The organism is Brevundimonas sp. RM1 (assembly GCF_052907225.1).
On the sequence record NZ_JBRERY010000004.1, the window covers coordinates 96,513 to 112,993 of the forward strand.

General features: G+C 67.6%; 18 protein-coding genes. 9 read left to right on the forward strand and 9 right to left on the reverse strand.

The window, feature by feature from the left end; genetic code table 11:
• The first annotated feature begins 166 nt into the window (after positions 1–166).
• Together ACU5AP_RS05970 and ACU5AP_RS05975 are read left to right on the forward strand one after the other, a co-directional pair.
• On the forward strand, positions 167–559 hold the full coding sequence (locus ACU5AP_RS05970; protein ID WP_076222814.1) for an NADH:ubiquinone oxidoreductase subunit NDUFA12: 393 nt from the start codon (positions 167–169) through the stop codon (positions 557–559).
• On the forward strand, positions 556–1,254 hold the full coding sequence (locus tag ACU5AP_RS05975) for a DUF2155 domain-containing protein (protein ID WP_128720244.1): 699 nt from the start codon (positions 556–558) through the stop codon (positions 1,252–1,254). The genes ACU5AP_RS05970 and ACU5AP_RS05975 overlap by 4 nt, the downstream gene beginning before the upstream one ends.
• Here ACU5AP_RS05975 and aat read toward each other — a convergent pair.
• The 4 genes from aat to aroQ are packed head-to-tail and all read right to left on the reverse strand — an operon-like array spanning position 1,221 to position 4,269.
• A complete protein-coding gene (aat, locus tag ACU5AP_RS05980; protein ID WP_088409896.1) occupies positions 1,221–1,916 on the reverse strand; it encodes a leucyl/phenylalanyl-tRNA--protein transferase in 696 nt (231 codons plus the stop codon). The two genes, ACU5AP_RS05975 and aat, sit on opposite strands and share 34 nt — an antisense overlap.
• 10 nt (positions 1,917–1,926) lie before the next feature.
• On the reverse strand, positions 1,927–3,279 hold the full coding sequence (gene accC / locus ACU5AP_RS05985) for an acetyl-CoA carboxylase biotin carboxylase subunit (RefSeq protein ID WP_003165402.1): 1,353 nt from the start codon (positions 3,277–3,279) through the stop codon (positions 1,927–1,929).
• Between the two features lie 5 nt (positions 3,280–3,284).
• Positions 3,285–3,773 carry an acetyl-CoA carboxylase biotin carboxyl carrier protein gene (gene accB, locus ACU5AP_RS05990; protein WP_128720243.1) on the reverse strand — a complete coding sequence of 163 codons (489 nt, stop codon included), beginning with the start codon at positions 3,771–3,773 and terminating at the stop codon, positions 3,285–3,287.
• Between the two features lie 40 nt (positions 3,774–3,813).
• The gene (gene aroQ, locus ACU5AP_RS05995) at positions 3,814–4,269 is read right to left on the reverse strand and encodes a type II 3-dehydroquinate dehydratase (protein ID WP_313039711.1); all 456 of its coding nucleotides are present in this window, start codon (positions 4,267–4,269) and stop codon (positions 3,814–3,816) included.
• Positions 4,270–4,529: 260 nt separating this feature from the next.
• On the opposite strand from aroQ, the gene ACU5AP_RS06000 reads away from it, so the two are divergent.
• From ACU5AP_RS06000 to ACU5AP_RS06015, 4 genes are all read left to right on the forward strand, one after another.
• Positions 4,530–5,798, forward strand: a complete 1,269-nt coding sequence (locus ACU5AP_RS06000) for a S41 family peptidase (RefSeq protein ID WP_446680945.1) — start codon at positions 4,530–4,532, stop codon at positions 5,796–5,798.
• Between the two features lie 15 nt (positions 5,799–5,813).
• Positions 5,814–6,269, forward strand: a complete 456-nt coding sequence (locus tag ACU5AP_RS06005; protein ID WP_088409893.1) for a MarR family transcriptional regulator — start codon at positions 5,814–5,816, stop codon at positions 6,267–6,269.
• A gap of 120 nt (positions 6,270–6,389) precedes the next feature.
• Positions 6,390–6,587 (forward strand): sulfur carrier protein ThiS, encoded by a 198-nt coding sequence (thiS, locus tag ACU5AP_RS06010; protein ID WP_003165397.1) that lies wholly within the window; start codon positions 6,390–6,392, stop codon positions 6,585–6,587.
• A 75-nt stretch (positions 6,588–6,662) separates the two neighbouring features.
• Entirely contained in the window at positions 6,663–7,451 is a 789-nt protein-coding gene (locus ACU5AP_RS06015) for a thiazole synthase (RefSeq protein WP_446680946.1), read from the forward strand.
• A gap of 25 nt (positions 7,452–7,476) precedes the next feature.
• Here the strand turns inward: ACU5AP_RS06015 and ACU5AP_RS06020 are convergent, their stop codons facing one another.
• From ACU5AP_RS06020 to ACU5AP_RS06030, 3 genes are read right to left on the reverse strand one after another with little or no spacing between them, the layout of a single operon-like run.
• Positions 7,477–8,295: a DsbA family protein gene (locus ACU5AP_RS06020; protein ID WP_446680947.1), complete on the reverse strand. Its 819-nt coding sequence runs from the start codon at positions 8,293–8,295 to the stop codon at positions 7,477–7,479.
• A gap of 43 nt (positions 8,296–8,338) precedes the next feature.
• Positions 8,339–9,760, reverse strand: a complete 1,422-nt coding sequence (locus tag ACU5AP_RS06025) for a M48 family metalloprotease (RefSeq protein WP_003165394.1) — start codon at positions 9,758–9,760, stop codon at positions 8,339–8,341.
• A gap of 54 nt (positions 9,761–9,814) precedes the next feature.
• Entirely contained in the window at positions 9,815–12,508 is a 2,694-nt protein-coding gene (locus tag ACU5AP_RS06030) for an Rne/Rng family ribonuclease (protein WP_128720240.1), read from the reverse strand.
• A 509-nt stretch (positions 12,509–13,017) separates the two neighbouring features.
• Between ACU5AP_RS06030 and ACU5AP_RS06035 the strand changes: the two genes are divergently transcribed.
• A complete protein-coding gene (locus ACU5AP_RS06035; protein WP_446680948.1) occupies positions 13,018–14,175 on the forward strand; it encodes an N-acetylmuramoyl-L-alanine amidase family protein in 1,158 nt (385 codons plus the stop codon).
• 4 nt (positions 14,176–14,179) lie between these two features.
• Here the strand turns inward: ACU5AP_RS06035 and ACU5AP_RS06040 are convergent, their stop codons facing one another.
• Entirely contained in the window at positions 14,180–14,824 is a 645-nt protein-coding gene (locus tag ACU5AP_RS06040; RefSeq protein WP_088409890.1) for a uracil-DNA glycosylase, read from the reverse strand.
• Positions 14,821–15,402, reverse strand: coding sequence for a LabA-like NYN domain-containing protein (locus ACU5AP_RS06045; RefSeq protein WP_088409889.1), 582 nt, complete (start codon positions 15,400–15,402; stop codon positions 14,821–14,823). The genes ACU5AP_RS06040 and ACU5AP_RS06045 overlap by 4 nt, the downstream gene beginning before the upstream one ends.
• A gap of 22 nt (positions 15,403–15,424) precedes the next feature.
• Between ACU5AP_RS06045 and folK the strand changes: the two genes are divergently transcribed.
• Together folK and rpoZ are read left to right on the forward strand one after the other, a co-directional pair.
• Entirely contained in the window at positions 15,425–15,988 is a 564-nt protein-coding gene (gene folK / locus ACU5AP_RS06050; protein WP_046654358.1) for a 2-amino-4-hydroxy-6-hydroxymethyldihydropteridine diphosphokinase, read from the forward strand.
• A gap of 130 nt (positions 15,989–16,118) precedes the next feature.
• The gene (gene rpoZ / locus ACU5AP_RS06055; protein WP_003165386.1) at positions 16,119–16,478 is read left to right on the forward strand and encodes a DNA-directed RNA polymerase subunit omega; all 360 of its coding nucleotides are present in this window, start codon (positions 16,119–16,121) and stop codon (positions 16,476–16,478) included.
• Positions 16,479–16,481 lie beyond the last annotated feature (3 nt).

The window sequence follows — 16,481 nt, forward strand, 5'->3', positions numbered from 1 at the left end:
GATCTGATGGGCGTTCAACGTATGTTGTGGTTCGTGCGGGGGTTGCCCACAAGATGTTGAGGCGTTTCGCGTGCGCTCCATGCTGGACGTAGGGCGTCGCGGTTTCTATGATCGGTCTGCGCCGCCGGACCTTCCCTGGGCGGTGGATTCGAGTGAGTTCGACGACGTGCTGAGCAAGATCTTCACCTGGTGGAACGGCGCCACGATCGGCACCCTGTTCACCGTCGGCAAACGCGGCCAACTGGTCGGCACGGACGAGTTCGGCAACCGCTATTACGAATCCCGCGACGGCGTCAGCTATGACGGCCGCAAGCGCCGCTGGGTCATCTATGACGGCTACGCCGAGGCGACCAAGGTGCCGCCGGAATGGCAGGGCTGGCTGCGCTACACCTATGACGAGACCCCGGCCGAGCGCCCGCTGCCGCGCCAGGCGTGGGAAAAGGATCACCTGCCGAATCTGACGGGCACGCCCATGGCGCGCCGTCCGCAAGGCTCGCTGGCCGCTTTGGGCCAACGCCCGGCCGCCACCGGCGACTATCAGGCCTGGAGCCCGGAATGACCCTTCGCCATGTCCTGCTGGCCGGGGTGGTCGTCGCGGGACTGGCGATCTCGGGCGTCGGCGTGGCCAGCGCCCTGATGGACCTGCCGCAGGACGCGACGCCGGCTCCGGCCGATCCGATCGGCGACCTGCTGCGCGACACCGGCCGAACGCCGCTGCAGCCCGTCCAGCCGCAGACTCCGCCCGCCAACGGCGGCCAGTCCCCGGCGACGAATCCGGCGGCGCCGACCGCGCCCGCGCAACCGGGCGTCCCGACCGTCGCGGTCCAGGGACAGGAAGTCGCCGTTCAGGAAGAAGTCCCGGAAGACCTGACCGCCGAAGAGGAAGAGGCCGCGCCCGCGCCCGCCGCTCCGACCACGCCGCCGGGCGTGCGTCAGCGCCGTCGCATCGCCGTCATCCAGGCGGTCGACAAGACCACGGCCGAGACCATGCGGTTCGAGGTCGAGGTCGGCGGTCGCCCTGTGCGCTTCGGCAAGACCCTGCTGTTTAAGGCCCGCGCCTGCGAGGTCTCCGCTTCGGATGAAATGACCGAGGACGCCATCGCCTATATGGAGGTCGGGGTTCAGCCGCGCGGCCTGGCGGCGCCGACCGAGGCGCGTCAGGTGTTCAAGGGCTGGATGTTCGCCTCGTCGCCCAGCGTCAGCGGGCTGCAGCATCCGGTCTATGACGCTTGGGTGGTCGGCTGTAAGGCGTAAGCCACGGCTTCGGCGCCGCTCATCGGCGCCATGAGGGCGGCGTCGTCCGGCGTCGCCTGCAAGGCCCAGGGCAGCATCCGCAGATAGGCTTCCTGCGGCGTCTCCACGGCGCCGAACTGGCTGAGGTGGTCGGTCAGGAACTGCGCGTCCAGCAGGCGCCAGCCGCCCTTTCTGAGCCGTGCGACCAGATGGACCAGGGCGACCTTGGAGGCGTCCGTCGCGCGGCTGAACATGCTCTCGCCGAAAAAGGCGCCGCCCAGCGTCACGCCGTAAAGGCCGCCGACCAGCGTCTCGTCTCGCCAGCACTCGATGCTGTGGGCGAAGCCGCGCTGATGCAGTTCGATGTAGAGACGACGGATCGGGGCGTTGATCCAGGTGTCCTCGCGTCCCGGCGCGGGCGCGGCGCAGGCGTCCAGCACGGCGGCGAAGGCCGTGTTCACCCGCACCTGAAACGGCTCGCCTCGCACGGTGCGGCGCAGGCGTGACGGAATGTGGAAGCGATCCAGCGGTATGACGCCCCGCTGGTCCGGCTCGACCAGGAAGACGCGCGGATCATCGTGCGCCTCGGCCATGGGGAAGACCCCCCGCGCGTAGCAGGCGAGCAGCGCTTCCGGTCCGAAGACGTCGGAAGGGCCGCTCGCGCTGAAGCCCGGCTCGTCCAAGAGAGGCGCCTTAGGCCTTGGCCTTTTGCGCCGCCGCCCATTTCTCCAGCCAGTGGATGTCGTAGTCGCCCGACAGGATGTCCGGCTCCTGCAACAGCTTCTGGAACAGGGGGATGGTGGTGTCGACGCCGCTGATGACCGTCTCGCCCAACGAACGCTTCAGACGGGCCAGCGCCTCTTCGCGATCGCGGCCGTGGACGATCAGCTTGCCGATCAGGCTGTCGTAATAGGGCGGGATCGAATAGCCGGCGTAGATGGCGCTATCCAGACGCACGCCCAGGCCGCCGGGTGCATGGAACTCGGTGATCGTGCCCGGCGACGGGGTGAAGGTCTCCGAGTTCTCGGCGTTGATCCGCACCTCGATGGCGTGGCCCTTGAACTCGATGTCCTCCTGGGTGAACGACAGAGGCAGGCCCGCGGCGATACGGATCTGTTCGCGCACCAGATCGACGCCCGTGATCATCTCCGTGACCGGGTGCTCGACCTGCAGGCGGGTGTTCATCTCGATGAAGAAGAACTCGCCATCCTCCCACAGGAACTCGATGGTCCCGGCGCCCAGGTAGCCGATGGCGGCGATGGCCTTGTTGACCGTCTCGCCGATCTTGGCGCGACCCTCGGCCGACAGGGCGGGCGAGGGGGCCTCTTCCAGCACCTTCTGGTGGCGGCGTTGCAGCGAGCAGTCGCGTTCGCCCAGGTGGACGACGTTGCCGTGGCTGTCGGCGATGACCTGGATCTCGATGTGGCGCGGCTTCTGGAGGTAGCGCTCCATGTAGACGGCGCCGTTGCCGAATGCGGCAAGGGCCTCGGACTGGGCGGTCTGCACGGCCTCGACCAGGTCGTCGGCCGTCATCGCCACCTTCATGCCGCGCCCGCCGCCGCCGGCGGCCGCCTTGACGATCAGGGGGAAGCCGATGGTCTTGGACGCCTCGATGGCCTGTTCGACCGTCTCGACTTCGCCGTCAGAGCCGGGAACGACGGGGATGCCTGCGTCCTTGACGGTCTGCTTGGCGGTGATCTTGTCGCCCATGACCCGGATATGCTCGGGCTTGGGGCCGATGAAGGCCAGGCCGTGGGCCTCGACGATCTCGGCGAAGCGGGCGTTCTCCGACAGGAAGCCGTAGCCGGGGTGGATCGCCTGGGCGCCGGTGATTTCCGCCGCCGCGATGATCGAGGGGATGTTCAGATAGGACTTGGCCGCCGGCGCGGGGCCGATGCAGACGCTCTCGTCGGCCAGGCGCACCCACATGGCGCCGCGGTCGGCTTCGGAATGCACGGCGACGGTGGAGATGCCCATCTCCTTGCACGCGCGGTGGATGCGAAGCGCGATCTCGCCGCGGTTGGCGATCAAAACCTTGGTGAACATGGGGCTCAGGCTTCCAGCACGACCAGGGCTTCGCCGAACTCGACCGGCTGGGCGTCGCCCACCAGGATTTCAGCCACCACGCCGTCGCGCGGCGACTGGATCGGGTTCATGGTCTTCATGGCTTCGACGATGACCAGGGTCTGACCCTTCTTCACCTTGTCGCCGACCTTGATGAAGGGATCGGCGCCCGGCGCGGGCTGCAGATAGGCGGTGCCGACCATCGGCGACTTCACCTCTTCGCCGGCGCGGGCGACGATGGTGGCCGGGTCCGACGGCATGGAGAGCGGCGCGGCGGCGGCCGGCGCGGCGTGGGCGATCGGAGCCGGGGCGGCGGCGTACTGGATCGGGGCGGCGGCGACGGTGACTTCGCGCTTCACTTTGATCTTCAGATCGCCGCGCTCGACTTCGATCTCGGTCAGATCGGTGTCGTTCAGGATGTCGGCCAGGCTGCGGACCAGGTCGGCGTCGATGTTCTTGTTCTTGTCGTCGGACATGGGGGTCTCTTCTACTTGATCTTCAGACGGCGCGCGGCGGTCAGCCCTTGGCCCCGGCGCGGCGCGCCAGGTCCAGAGCGGCCCGGACGGCCAATTCATAGCTGCGGGGGCCGAAGCCGGCGATCACGCCGGTCGCGGCCAGGGACACATAGGAGTGATGCCGAAACGCCTCGCGCGCGGCGGGGTTCGACAGGTGGCACTCGACCACGGGGATGCTCAGCGTCTTCAGCGCGTCCAGCAGGGCCACCGAGGTGTGGGTGAAGGCGGCCGGATTGATGACCAGGGCGTCGGCCTCAAGGCGGGCCTCCTGGATCCAGTCGACCAGCTGGCCTTCATGATTCGACTGACGGAACACCACGCGGGCGCCCTCGGCCGCCGCCTCGCACATAGCCTGAACGTCGGCCAGCGTCTCGCGGCCATAGATATCCGGCTCCCGAACCCCCAGCAGGTTCAGGTTCGGCCCGTTCAGGACATACAGGGTGAGAGTTTCGGGCATTCGCTCGCAAAACAGGCGCGCCGCCGCGCGGAATCGAGCGCGCGTTGTAGCCTAGGTGGCGCGCGGCGCAAAGCGGGCGGGCAAAAAGGGTGACGTAGGGGGAGGTTGGGGCCGCTGGCTGGGGACAACTGCGGGAGATGACCCGCGCGGGGCTCGTGCAGGAACCCGTGAAGAGAGGTTGACGGCGAGATTAATTACAACATATTGCGCAATATATTTCATTATGGGGTCTGGAAGTGATTTATCGAGTTTTCCTCTCGTTGCTGAGCGTCGCTGTCCTGGCGCCGGTTTCGGTTGATGCGCAGACCCTGGATCATAAGGCGCAGCGCGAAGTCGTGGCTCGCCTCGAGACGGCGTTGCAGCAGAACTATGTTTTCCCTGACCGAATTCCGGTCATATCCGCTGAGCTGGACAGGCGGATTCAATCGGAGCCGATGGAAGCCGATCGCTTCGCCGCGAGCCTTGCTCAAGGTCTAGTCAAGGCGAGCGAGGATCTGCACTTTTCGGTGGCCTTCGATCCCGACGAGGTCGCGGCTGACCGTCGAGCCAAGGCGAGCGGCGAGACGACGACACAGGCCCAACGCGACAGAGAACGTGCAGCGAATTTCGGGTTTCGCGAGGCGCGGCGGCTGGACGGCGATCTGGCCTATGTGCGGTTCGATTTCTTCGCCGACCCGCAATATGCTCAGGAGACGGCGTCGGCGGCCATGCGTTTCGCCGACGGGGCCAAGGGGCTGATCTTCGACCTGCGTTATAACAACGGCGGCGTCCTGGAGATGGCGCAGTTCCTGATGAGCTACCTCTATCCGGCGGGCAAGGACCAGGAATTCTTCGACTACAACTACAATGACAAGGGGGCGCAGGTGGTGCGGAGCCAGTGGAGTCTGCCCGCCGTGCCCGGCTGGCGGTCGGGGGGTATCCCCGTGGTGGTTCTGACCGGTTCGACGTCCTTCTCTGCGGCCGAATGGATGGCGTTTTCGCTGCAGCGCCTGGGCCGGGCGACTGTCATCGGCGAACAGACCTCTGGGGGCGCGCATCCGGTCACCCGTGTGCCGATTGATGATCGCTTCATGCTGCAGGTTCCGTTCGGCCTGATCCGGGATCCGGTCGACGGTAAGGATTTCGAGGGCGTCGGCGTGACCCCTGACCTGGCGGTTCCGGCTCCGGAGGCCCTGTTGGCGGCGCAGAAGTTCCTGCTGCAGAGCCGGGCTGATGCTGGCGATGCAGAGGCCAAATGGGCCTTGGTTCCGATTGAAACTGCGCTAACCGGCCAAGCTGCAAGCGCGGCTGAGATGGATGCCGCAGTCGGAGCCTATGAGGGTCGAACCCTGGCGCGCACCGCCAACGGTCTGGCCTATCATTGGCGGGATCGCTTCGTTTTGGCTCTTGAGCCGATCGGGAAAGATCTGTTTGCGGTCCAGGGAACGGATGACTACCGCTTCCGTCTGGTGCACGAGAATGGCCGTGTGAGCGGTTTGGAGCGAGTGTGGAAGTCCGGCAAGCGGGAAACCTATCGTCGCCTGGACTGAGGAAGCGTTGGACGAATGATCGAGTTGGATCGCACCTTTCTGGGCCGGCTGAGCGAACAGCTCAGCGAACTGATCGAGCAGCAGTCGGCCGAGGTGTTCAAGCGCGCGGGCATTGTCATCCCGGTGAAGTCCTCGTCCTTGCTGGGCGCCATTGCGACGCTCGGCCCGGTCTCTGTCGCCGATCTGGTGCGGGCGCTGGACCGTTCGCACCAGCTCATTCAGCAGAAGATACCCAAGCTTCTGGCCCTGGATCTGGTCAGCCGCCGTCCCGATCCCAACGACCTGCGCATCAACTTGATCGAGATCACTGACAGGGGGCGCGAACAATTGGCCTTGCTGGACCGGCTGACGCCCGAGTTTGAACGCGCCTATGCCGAAATGGAGCAGGAGGCCGGCCCGGTGTTCGACACAGTAGCGCGCGCGATCCGCTCGCTTAAGGCCCGCTCCTTGAACGATCGCATAATCGTCTGAAAGGCGTTCTGCGCTGATTGATGCTCGTCGTGCGCAAACGCGCTATAGCTCCGGCGTCAGCGGCGGGCCCGAAAGAAGGGCGCGCTTGCGATCGGTGCTTATGCTGCTCGGAAAGATGTGATGCGTATCGAAGTCAACGGCGAGGCGCGGGACACCGCCGCCACGACCATTCTGGGACTGGTTCAGGAACTGTCGCTGGATCCGAAGAAGGTGGCGGTCGAGCGCAATCTGGAGATCGTGCCGCGCTCGCTGCACGGCGAGACGGCGCTGGCCGAGGGCGACAAGATCGAACTGGTGCAGTTCGTCGGCGGGGGCTGAGCAGTAGAAGCGTGGGGCCGATCAAATCCCGCAACGCCGCTTCCCCCCGGCGGCGGGCGGCGCTAGGTCAGGGGCATGACTGACACCGCCCCCCGCACCGACAGCTGGACCGTCGCCGGCCGCACCTTCAACTCGCGCCTGATCGTGGGCACCGGCAAGTATCGCGACTACGCCCAGAACGCGGCGGCGGCCGAGGCTTCGGGCTCCGAGATGGTCACCGTGGCCGTGCGCCGGGTGAACCTGACCGATCCGAACCAGCCGGTGCTGACGGACTTCATCGACCCGAAGAAATACACCTATCTGCCCAATACGGCGGGCTGCTTCACCGGCGAAGACGCCGTGCGGACCCTGCGTCTGGCGCGCGAGGCGGGCGGCTGGACCCTGGTCAAGCTGGAGGTTCTGGCGGACCCCAAGACCCTGTTCCCCGACATGGAGGAGACCCTGCGGTCGCTGAAGCTGCTGACCGCCGAGGGCTTTGAGGTCATGGTCTATTGCACCGACGACCCCGTCTATGCGCGCAAGCTGGAGGACGCGGGCGCCGTGGCCATCATGCCGCTGGGCGCGCCGATCGGTTCGGGGCTGGGGGTGCAGAACCCGATCAACATTCGCCTGATCGTCGAGCAGTCCAAGGTGCCGGTGCTGGTCGACGCGGGCGTGGGCACGGCCTCGGACGCCGCCATCGCCATGGAACTGGGCTGCGACGGCGTGCTGATGAACACCGCCATCGCCGAGGCGCGCGATCCCCTGCTGATGGCCAGCGCCATGAAGCACGCGGTCATCGCCGGGCGTGAATCCTACCTGGCGGGGCGGATGAAGAAGCGGTTCTACGCCGACCCGTCCTCGCCGCTGGCGGGGCTGATCTGAGAAGGCTTGGGGGCTGACCGGAAGGTCAGCCCTTTTTCTTGGCCGCTTCGATCAGGGCGCCGACCTCGCGCGGGTCGATGCCGGGGCTGGCGACGCCGTTGATGAAGAAGGTCGGCGTGCCCTGTAGGCCGAGCGCAGCGGCGGCGGCATGAATGTCGGTGACGTGGCGCGTCATTTCGGGGGCTGAGATGGCGGCGTTCGCCCTGGCCATGTCGACGCCGTTGTCGGCCAGGATGCGGTCGATGGAGGCGCGGTCCAACGCCCGTTCCGCCATCAGGGCGTCATAGACGGCTAGATACTTGCCTTGTTGATGCGCGGCCAGGGCGGCGCGGGCGGCGTATTGCGAGGAGACGTCCTCGCCCCGGTCCAGAATCGGCCAGTCCTTGAAGACGAAGCGCACGTCGGGATGGGCGGCCATCAGGGCGCGATACTCCGGCGCCACGGCCTTGCAGCCGGGGCAGCGGAAGTCGAAGAATTCGATCACCGTCACCTTGGCGTTGGCCGGGCCGAAGGCCGGATCGCGCGCATCGGCGGCCAGCAGGGCCGGATTGGCGGCCGCGGCGGCGTTGATGGTCTGAACGCGCGATTGGGATTCCATCGTCTCGCGCGCGGCCAGGACTTCGTCCAGCACCTGAGGGTTGCTGATCAGATAGTCGCGCACCTTGCCGCCGAAACCGCCGCTCAGATAGGGCGCGGCCGACAGCGCCAGGGCGACCGCCGACATGGCCACGGCGGCGCCGCCCAAAACGGTTCCCGACAGGGCGAAGCGGCCCTTGGCGGCGGCGGGCGGCGTCACGGCGGGCTGGTCGGTTTCAGGGCCGGGTTCGCGGGCGTCGTCGGTCATCAAGGTCTCGTCAGGCGCAAAAAGAGGGAAGGCGGAGTCGGCGTCAGGCGCCGGGCGGAATGACGCCGGAGCGGCTGCGCTGTTCATTGCGGCGCTCGGCGTCGGTGATGTCTTTTTCGGTCGCGCCCGAGGCCAGGACGATGTCGGTGGCCCGGCGCCATTCGATGGAGCTGCGGTCCAGCATGTCGCGGGCGCGCATGGCGAACTGGGCGGCCTGATCCGGGCGACGCAGGGCGAACCAGTATTCGGCCGACGCCAGGCGGGCCTCGCCCTCCTTGCCCTGACTGGCGTAGGCCTGGGACAGCAGGCGCCAGCCCATGGTGTTCTCCGGCTCTAGGGCCAGGGCGCGCTTCAACTGGTTCTCGGCTTCGGTCAGTTTGGAGGCGTCGCTGGTCTCGATCAGGGCGTGAGCCAGGTTGATGCGCAGCAGGGGGGCGTCCGGCTTCAGCTCAACCGATTTCTCATGCGCGCCCAGGGCCTCGGCCGGACGGCCTTCCTCGAACAGGATCTGGCCCTTCAGCTCCCAGAAATAAGGGTTCTCGGGCTGTTCGGCCAACAGGACGTCGACCGCGTCCAGCGCCTTCTGCGTCTGGCCGTCGCGATACCAGGCGATGGCGCGGGCGTAGCGGGCGGGCAGGGTGACGTCGCTGGACGGATAGTCGCGCAAGGTGGCGTTGGGCGCGTCCATGAAGGCGCGGATCTTGGCCACGACCAGGGCGTGCTGGGCCATGCGCGCGTCGCTGTCGCGCTTGTCGTAGTGGGAGGCGGCCTCGACCGGGCGGCGCAGGGCTTCGATCCGCTGCGAGGACAGAGGGTGGCTGCGGAAATAGGGATAGCGACGCTGATCCGAGAAGATTTCCTGGGCGCGGAAGTTCTCAAAGAACTCGACCATGCCGCGTCCGGATTCCCCGGCGCGTTCCAGGGCGCGGGCGCCGGTGATGTCGGCCTCGCCCTCCTGGCTCTGCATGTAACGCAGGGCGCCGAGCGTGCCGAAATACTGGCTGGAGGCCAGCAGGGCCGCGCCCGCGTCCGGCGCGCCGGCGATCGCGGCCAGGGCGCCCAGCGCCATGGTCATGATCATCGGCTGCATCCCGGCGTTCTGGGCGCCGTCGCGCAGGGTGTGGCGGTTCTTGATGTGGCCCGCCTCGTGGGCGATCACGCCCAGGAGCTGATTGGGGCTCTTGGTCCGCAGGATCAGGCCGGTGTTCAACCCCATGATCCGCCCGCGCGTGGCGAAGGCGTTCAGGTCGTTGTCGTTGACCAGCAGGATCTCGACCTCGTTCGGGTCCAGCCCCATGGCGTCGAGCACGGGCTCGGACCACTCATGGATGATGCCCTCGATCTCGGTGTCCCGGATCAGGCTCTGCGCCTGGGCCGCGGCGGCCGAGGCCAGCACCGCGAGGGCGCCGACGCCGGCGGCCAGATAGCGCCGAAAGCGGGTTGCGGCGGGGGGCGTCCTGGTCATGACGATCTCCAGAGCGATAGTCTTCCCCGCAGCTTCCAGCTTAATCGTGTCCGATCAACGGCGCCACCAACCGCGCTTGGGCTTGGCGGGGGGCGCGCCGATCTGGTTCGGATCGTCGGCGATGATGGCCGCGATGTCGACCTCGGCCGTCGGCGCCGGGGCTGGCTCGGCCAGGACGACAGCCTCTTCGACCACGCTCTCGGCGACGGCCGGGATCTCGCCCAGAGCCTCTTCGAGGGCTTCTTCGATCGCCTGTTCGACGCGGGCGGCCACGGCGGGCGGCACGTCCAGTTCGGCGGGGACGGGCTGGTCGGCTTCGACCGGCGCGGCCTCAACCTCAGCCTCAACCGGGGCGGCTGCCGTCGCTTCTTCCACGGCGGCGGCGCTGACCTTGCGGCGCACGCGGCGGCGCTTGGGCGCTTCGGCCTGTTCGACGGCCGGAGCGGCCTCGGCGGCGGGCTCCTCGGTCGCTTCGCCTTCGATCACCACGGCGATCGGCGTGTCGGGCGAGCCGACGGGCGGCAGGCCTTCATTGGCGGCGCGGTCTTCGACCTTGGTTTCGTGGGTCAGTTCGCCCTGACCGCGACCCCGGCCGCGGCCGCGACGACGGCGCGAGCGGCCGTTGCGGCCTTCTTCCGAAGCGGAGACCTGGTCCAGGCTGACGTCCTGAGCCGTATCCTCGCCGGCGGCCTCGGACCTGCGCTCGTCCTTGCGTTCGGGACGAGGGGAGACCGGGTTGATCGGGTCGAACCAGACGTAAGGATCCTGCAGCGACGGCGTGCGGCCGCGCACCCAGGCGTAGACGTCGCGTTCGCCTTCCTCACGCATCCGGCGACCGCCGCGACGGCCCCGGCGGCGGCGGCCGCCCCGGCTGTCGTCGTCATCGTCGGAAGCGGCGGCTTCGGTTTCTTCGTCACGGCGACCGCCGCGACGGCGACGGCGGCGTCCGCCGCGGCTGTCGTCGTCCTGTTCGGAGCGGGCGCGGGCCTCGTCGTCGTCGTCGTCCTCGCGGTCGAGATCGGCCTCGTCTTCGTCGTCGCCGAAGTCGTCTTCGTCCTCGGCGTCTTCGTCCTCGTCGTCATAGGCGCTGTCGTCGAAGCCGTCGTCCAGGTCGGCCAGGTCGATGTGGCTTTCGGGAGCGACAAAGTCCTCGTTCGTTTCGGTGCGCTCGATCGAGTGCTCGCCCTGGGCCAGGCTGTCGTCGATCTGGATGATGACGTTCAGGCCGCGCTCTTCCAGCAGGAACTGCAGATAGGCGCGCTTGTGGTTCAGGATATACAGCGCCACGGCGGTCGAGACGCGCAGGTTCACCGAACCCGCGCCGTTCTTGCCGGCCTCGATGTCGACGGCGCGCAGGGTGGTCAGGGCCGCCGATTCGGCCGAACGGACCCGCCCGGCGCCCTGGCAGCATTCGCAGACCTCGGTCGCGCCTTCGATCACGCCCAGGCGGCGACGCTGACGGCTGATCTCCATCAGGCCGAAGCCCGAGATGCGGCCCATCTGGATGCGGGCGCGGTCCTTGGCCAGGGCGTCCTTGAGGGCCTTCTCAACCGCGCGGTTGTTCTTGCCCTCGTCCATGTCGATGAAGTCGATGACGATCAGACCGGCCAGGTCGCGCAGGCGCAGCTGGCGGGCGGCCTCGACGGCGGCTTCCAGGTTGGTCTTGGTCGCCGTGGCCTCGACGTTGCGCTCCTTGGTGGCGCGGCCGGAGTTCACGTCGATGGCGACCAGGGCTTCGGTCTGGTTGATGACCAGATAGCCGCCCGACTTCAGCGGCACGACCGGCTGGTGAATCTGGGTCAGCACCTCTTCGATGCCGTTCGCCGCGAACAGCGGGCGCGAGCCCTGGTAGAGGTGGATCTTCTTGGCCTGCGACGGCATCAGCACGCGCATGAAGTCGCGGGCCTGCTTGAAGCCCTCGACGCCCTCGACCTGAATGCCGTCGAAGTCTTTGTCGTACATGTCGCGCACGGCGCGGCGGACCAGGTTCTCTTCCTCGTGGATCATCGCCGGCGCGTTGGAGCGCAGGGTCAGTTCGCGAATCGTCTCCCACAGGCGCAGCAGATATTCATAGTCGCGCTTGATCTCGGCCCGCGTGCGCTTGGCGCCCGCCGTGCGGATGATCAGGCCCATGCCCTGCGGCACCTTCAGCGCGGCGGCGGCGGACTTCAGCCGGCGACGGTCCGAGGTGTTGGTGATCTTGCGCGAGATGCCGCCGCCCTTGCCGGTGTTCGGCATCAGCACGCAGTAGCGGCCGGCCAGCGACAGCCAGGTGGTCAGGGCCGCGCCCTTGGCGCCGCGCTCGTCCTTGACGACCTGCACCAGCAGGATCTGGCGGCGCTTGATGACGTCCTGGATCTTGTAGCGACGCATCAGGCGACGCTTCAGGCGTTCCTCGTCGGCCAGCTTGCCGTCGGAATCGGCGTCGTCGGATTCACGGCCCAGGTCGTCTTCGTCCGCGTCGTCGTGCGCTTCGGCCATGATGGCTTCGCGGTCGGCGACGGGGATCTGATAGTAATCCGGGTGGATTTCGTTGAAGGCCAGGAAGCCGTGGCGGTTTCCGCCGTACTCGACGAAGGCCGCCTGCAGGCTGGGCTCTACGCGGGTGACCTTGGCGAGATAGATGTTCCCGCGAAGCTGACGGCGGGCGCGGGATTCGAAATCGAATTCCTCAACCTGGCGGCCGTCCACGATCGCGACGCGGGTTTCTTCCGCGTGCGCCGCGTCTATCAACATGGTTTTTGACATTGAAGGTCTCTCTCAGGCGCGCCAGGCCGTGCGCCGCGAACGCAGTCGCGGGAATAGGGGCGGCTCGCCGAATGGAAATGGGGGCCAGGGCGCGCGTCATCCCCTCGCTAAAAGCGAGAGCGGCATGGTCTTGCCGTTCGGGAGCGCAGGCGGGTCGGCCCATAAGGTTGTCGGTCCTGGGCCCGGACGCGCCGATCAAGGCCGCATCCCGAACCCGTATCTTCGGATCGACGGCCAGGCCGCGCGATCCTCGGAATTGGTGAAAAGTTCAACGCCGCGAGGAGGGCGCGCCTGATCCCGACACAGTGCCGGGCGGCGCGATCGTTCGCATGCGGAACCGATAATAGGCAGATGTTGCGGAAAATAAAAGAACCGCGCGCCGGTAAGAGGTCTTAACGAAATCCTTAAACCCTGGGCTCATCCTGGCTTCTAAACTGCAGGGCGATTTCCCTCTGATGTTGGGTCGGTGGCGTGACAATCTGAGCCGTTGGGGCGTGCGCGAATGGTCGATGACCGGCCTTGCGTTCGTCGTCATCTGCCTTGTCGCGTTCACGGCGACGCGCGGTCTGGCCTTAGGTCCGGACGGCGAAATCGTGCGTCTGCGTTTCGGCGGCGACGCCCAGCGGACCCGCGTGGTGCTGGATCTGGGCCGCTCGACGCGCGGTCAGGTGATCGAGGACGGTTCGGCCGGGCGGGTCATCCTGTCCCTGGCGGGCGTCAATCCTGCGCGCGGTCTGGAAGGCAGCGGCTCGGGCCTGGTGCGCGGCTATGAGGTCAGCGCGGCCTCGGGCGCATCGCGCGTGCGGCTGGACCTGGCGCGCGGCGCCGAGATCGAGCGCCGCTTCCTGCTGCCGCCCGGCGATGGGGTGGACCACTATCGCTATGTCATCGACCTGAAGGCCACGGGCGCCGCCGCTGCGGTTCCGGTCGCCGCGCCGCGCCGAGAACAGGCTCGCGCCGAAAAGCCCCTGATTGTCATCGACGCCGGCCACGGCGGCCGCGATCCCGGCGCCCAGGGCCAGCATGTTCAGGAAAAGGCCGTCACCCTGGCCGCCGCCCGCGAACTCAAGACGGCGCTGGAGCGCACCGGCCGCTATCGCGTGCGCCTGACCCGCGACGGCGACGTCTATGTGGTGCACGGCCGCCGGGTGCAGATCGCGCGTGACGCGGGCGCCGACCTGTTCATCTCCCTGCACGCCGACGCCGGTTCGGACCCGGCTTTGCGCGGCGCTAGCGTCTATACCCTGTCGGAACAGGGCGCCGGTCGCGCCGTGCGCGAGTTCACCAAGGGCGATGACTGGCAGCGCGACCTGCGCCTGCCGGGGCGCGACCCCTCGGTTGACCGCATCCTGCTGGACATGACCCAGCGCGCCACACAGAACCGCTCGGCCCAGTTCGCGCGGGTGCTGCTGACCCACCTGGAAGGCGCGGACCATCCGCTGCTGCGCCGCAGTCACCGCGATGCGGGTCTGGCCGTGCTGCTGGCGCCGGACGTTCCCGCCATCCTGCTGGAGATGGGCTTCATCACTAATCCGGAGGATGAGCGCGTCCTGAGCGATGAACGCGCCCGTCGCCGCCTGATGCGCTCGGTCGCCGAGGGCATCGACCGCTATTTCCGCGAGCCGGCCGCCCCGGTGATGGTCGCCGGGGACATCGCCGGCGGCTGAGGTTTCAAGTTTCCAGGGCCGCCTTCGCGCGCTTGAAGATGTCCTCGAACATTCCCGCCGTCAGCCGCCCCGTGTTCGTGTTCAGTCGCGAGCAGTGATAGCTGTTGATCAGCGTATAGGGGCCGACCTGGCCCTCGACGCCATGCCCGGCGGGAATGGCTGAGCCGGGATAGCCCAGCGTCCGCAGGATGCTGCGCCGGGACACGTCGCCCAGGGTCACGATCACCTTCAGCCGGGGCAGGGCGGCCAGCCGATCCACCAGGAAGGGGCGGCAGGTGTTCTCTTCCGTCGCCGTCGGCTTGTTCTGCGGCGGGGCGCAGCGCACGGCGTTGGTGATCATACAGTCGACCAGCGTCAGGTCGTCATGGCCATCAGGATCGTAAGATCCCTTCGCGAACCCCGTCTTCTTCAACGTGTCGTACAGCAGCCAGCCCGCGTGGTCCCCGGTGAAGGGGCGGCCCGTGCGGTTGGCGCCGGTGCGGCCCGGCGCCAGGCCTGCGATCAGCAGGCGCGCGTTCGGATCGCCGAACGAGGGCGCAGGACCGTTCCACCAGTCCGGGTTCTGACGCGCGTTCTCGGCGCGATAGGCGACTAGGCGCGGGCACAGGGGGCAGTCGCGCGCCGGTTCCGGGGTCAACGCTGCGCTCACGCGCGATCGCTCCGGTCCAGGGTGCGGGCTACGCCCTGATTCATCGCGGCCTTGGGCTTGCCGACCTGGTTCATGATGTCGGCCAGATCGACGAAGGCGTCGGCCTGACGACGCAGGTCGTCGGCGATCTGGGGCGGCTGGCTCTTGACGGTCGAGACGACGGTGACGCGCACGCCCTTGGCCTGCAGGGCCTGCACCACGCGGCGGAAGTCGCCGTCGCCCGAGAACAGCACCGCCTGATCCAGGCGCGGCGCCAGCTCCAGCATGTCGACGGCGATCTCCATGTCCATATTGCCCTTGGTGCGGCTGTGGCCCTGGGCGTCGGTGAAGCGCTTGACCGGCTTGGTCACGACGGTGAAGCCGTTGTAGTCGAGCCAGTCGACCAGCGGCCGCACGGGCGAGAATTCTTCGCCCTCGACGATGGCCGTGTAATAATAGGCGCGGATCAACCGGCCTTCGCCGACGAACCAGGTGGACAGCTTCTTGAAGTCGAGATCGCAGTTCAGGGCGCGTGCGGCCGAATAGAGGTTGGCGCCGTCGATGAACAGGGCGATGCGGTCATCGGGATGGTCGGTCATGAACGAAAATGAGTCCGTCGATATGGTCGAGAAAATGAACGCCCCGACCGACGCCGCAGGAGAATCCTGGGGCGAGACCGATCTGGACGCGGCAGTCATCGTCGCACTGGGCTGCAATGACAAGGGCGATTGGTCGTCCTGTGTCGAGGCGCTGGAGGCGGCGCTGGCCCGGTTCCGCGCCGAGGGGGTGGATGTGCTGGCCCGTTCGTCCTGGTGGTCGTCCCAGGCCTGGCCTGATCCGAGCGACCCGCCCTTCCTGAACGGGGTGGCCGTGGTCAGCACCGCCCAGGACGCCTCAACCCTGATGCGGACCCTGGGGCGGGTCGAGGATCTGTTCGGCCGGGTGCGGACGGCGCGCAATGCGCCGCGCACGCTGGATCTGGATCTGATCGCCTATGGGCGGCTCAGCGGCGATCTGAACGGGCTGATTCTGCCGCATCCGCGCGCGGCCGACCGGCTGTTCGTCATGGGGCCGCTGGCTGAGGTGGCGCCGGAGTGGACGCATCCGGTTTGCGGCCGTCGTGCGTGCGATCTGGCGGCGGCGGCCACGATCGGCGAGGATGCTCGACCCCTGCCGAGGGGTTGACGCCGGGCGGTCTGTCGGGCGAGGGGAGGCGCAACTGACGCCGATCCGCCCCAATGCCGCCTTCGCGGCGTTGCACAATCGGCTTTCAACCTTTATTTTGTGCGGTTCTCCCTGCCGCCAGAGGAAATTCATGGCCCGCGTCACTGTCGAAGACTGCATCGAAAAGGTGCCGAACCGCTTTGGTCTGGTTCTGCTGGCCGGTCACCGCGCCCGCAACATCGCCAACGGCGCGCCGCTGACGCTGGACCGCGACAACGACAAGAACCCGGTCGTCGCCCTGCGCGAACTAGCCGAGGACACCGTCACCCCGGACGAACTGCGCGAGAACATCATCACCACCCTGCAACGGGTCGATGAGCGGACCGAGGCCGAGGATGAAGCCGAAGTCGTGGCCCTGCTGGCCGAGCCGCAGCACATGAACATGGCCGAAGCCGAACTGATCCGCGCGCTGCAGAGCGACCGCGACGGGGGCCAGGAGGAACGCTACTGACGG

Excerpts from the sequence above, each read along its gene's own strand:
- ACU5AP_RS06030 (WP_128720240.1), bottom strand. The coding sequence starts at position 12,508 with ATGTCAAAAACCATGTTGATAGACGCGGCGCACGCGGAAGAAACCCGC.
- ACU5AP_RS05975 (WP_128720244.1), top strand. The coding sequence starts at position 556 with ATGACCCTTCGCCATGTCCTGCTGGCCGGGGTGGTCGTCGCGGGACTG.
- folK (WP_046654358.1), top strand. The coding sequence starts at position 15,425 with ATGGTCGAGAAAATGAACGCCCCGACCGACGCCGCAGGAGAATCCTGG.
- ACU5AP_RS06045 (WP_088409889.1), bottom strand. The coding sequence starts at position 15,402 with ATGACCGACCATCCCGATGACCGCATCGCCCTGTTCATCGACGGCGCC.
- accC (WP_003165402.1), bottom strand. The coding sequence starts at position 3,279 with ATGTTCACCAAGGTTTTGATCGCCAACCGCGGCGAGATCGCGCTTCGC.
- ACU5AP_RS06025 (WP_003165394.1), bottom strand. The coding sequence starts at position 9,760 with ATGACCAGGACGCCCCCCGCCGCAACCCGCTTTCGGCGCTATCTGGCC.
- accB (WP_128720243.1), bottom strand. The coding sequence starts at position 3,773 with ATGTCCGACGACAAGAACAAGAACATCGACGCCGACCTGGTCCGCAGC.
- rpoZ (WP_003165386.1), top strand. The coding sequence starts at position 16,119 with ATGGCCCGCGTCACTGTCGAAGACTGCATCGAAAAGGTGCCGAACCGC.
- ACU5AP_RS06005 (WP_088409893.1), top strand. The coding sequence starts at position 5,814 with ATGATCGAGTTGGATCGCACCTTTCTGGGCCGGCTGAGCGAACAGCTC.
- thiS (WP_003165397.1), top strand. The coding sequence starts at position 6,390 with ATGCGTATCGAAGTCAACGGCGAGGCGCGGGACACCGCCGCCACGACC.
- ACU5AP_RS06015 (WP_446680946.1), top strand. The coding sequence starts at position 6,663 with ATGACTGACACCGCCCCCCGCACCGACAGCTGGACCGTCGCCGGCCGC.
- ACU5AP_RS06035 (WP_446680948.1), top strand. The coding sequence starts at position 13,018 with ATGACCGGCCTTGCGTTCGTCGTCATCTGCCTTGTCGCGTTCACGGCG.
- aroQ (WP_313039711.1), bottom strand. The coding sequence starts at position 4,269 with ATGCCCGAAACTCTCACCCTGTATGTCCTGAACGGGCCGAACCTGAAC.
- ACU5AP_RS06020 (WP_446680947.1), bottom strand. The coding sequence starts at position 8,295 with ATGACCGACGACGCCCGCGAACCCGGCCCTGAAACCGACCAGCCCGCC.